This window comes from Pseudomonas sp. B5(2017) (genome assembly GCF_002112825.1).
Taxonomy (GTDB): domain Bacteria; phylum Pseudomonadota; class Gammaproteobacteria; order Pseudomonadales; family Pseudomonadaceae; genus Aquipseudomonas; species Aquipseudomonas putida_Z.
Map to the genome: position 1 here is coordinate 1 of NZ_NEIR01000040.1, position 972 is coordinate 972.

General features: G+C 65.7%; 1 protein-coding gene. It reads left to right on the forward strand.

All coding sequences use genetic code 11. The features are described from left to right. Positions 1–972 (forward strand): phosphopantetheine-binding protein (locus CAG00_RS27350; RefSeq protein WP_256579171.1); only part of this gene is annotated, 972 nt, incomplete at both ends.

The following is a 972-nucleotide window of genomic DNA, read 5'->3' on the forward strand; positions in this document are numbered from 1 at the left end:
GCCGGACGAAAGCATCAGCGTGCCGATCGGCCAGCCGATCGACAACCTCAAGACCCACATCCTCGAAGGCAGCCTGCAACCGGCGGTGCGCGGCAGTGCTGGCGAGCTGTACCTCGGTGGTGTCGGCCTGGCCCGTGGTTACCACCAACGCCCGGCGCTGACCGCCGAACGCTTCGTGCCGGACCCGTTCAGCGACAACGGCGGCCGCCTGTACCGCACCGGCGACCTGGCGCGCTACCGCGCCGATGGCGTGATCGACTACGCCGGGCGCATCGACCACCAAGTGAAGATCCGTGGCCTGCGTATCGAACTGGGCGAGATCGAGGCGCGTCTATTGGAGCTGCCGAGTGTGCAGGAAGCCGTGGTGCTGGCCCAGGACGGGCCAAGCGGCAAGCAGCTGGTGGGCTATGTGGTGCCTGCCGACAGCACGCAAGACGAAGGCGCATTGCGCGATAGCCTGCGCGAGGCGCTCAAGGCCGGTTTGCCGGACTACATGGTGCCGGCGCATCTGCTGCTGCTCGGCAAGCTGCCAGTGACGCCGAACGGCAAGCTGGACCGCAAGGCCCTGCCGCAGCCGGATGCCAGCCAGTTGCAGGGCGAGTACATCGCGCCGCAGAGTGCTTTGGAGCAGCAGATCGCGGCGATCTGGGCCGATGTGCTGAAGGTGGAGAGGGTCGGCCTCGGCGACCACTTTTTCCTGCAGGGCGGGCATTCCCTGCTGGCAGTTTCGGTGATTGCCCGCATTCGTCAGCACCTGGGGCTGGACGTGCAGTTGCTTACCCTGTTCGAGGCTCCGGTGTTGAGGGACTTTGCCAAACGTGCCGAGCACGGTGAACGGGCACAGGCTGCTGTCATCGAATGCGTGAGCAGGGCGCAGCCGCTAGCGCTTTCCTACGCCCAGCAACGGCAATGGTTCTTGTGGCAATGGGCACCGCACAGTGCCACCTACAACATTCCGGCCGCACTGAAGCT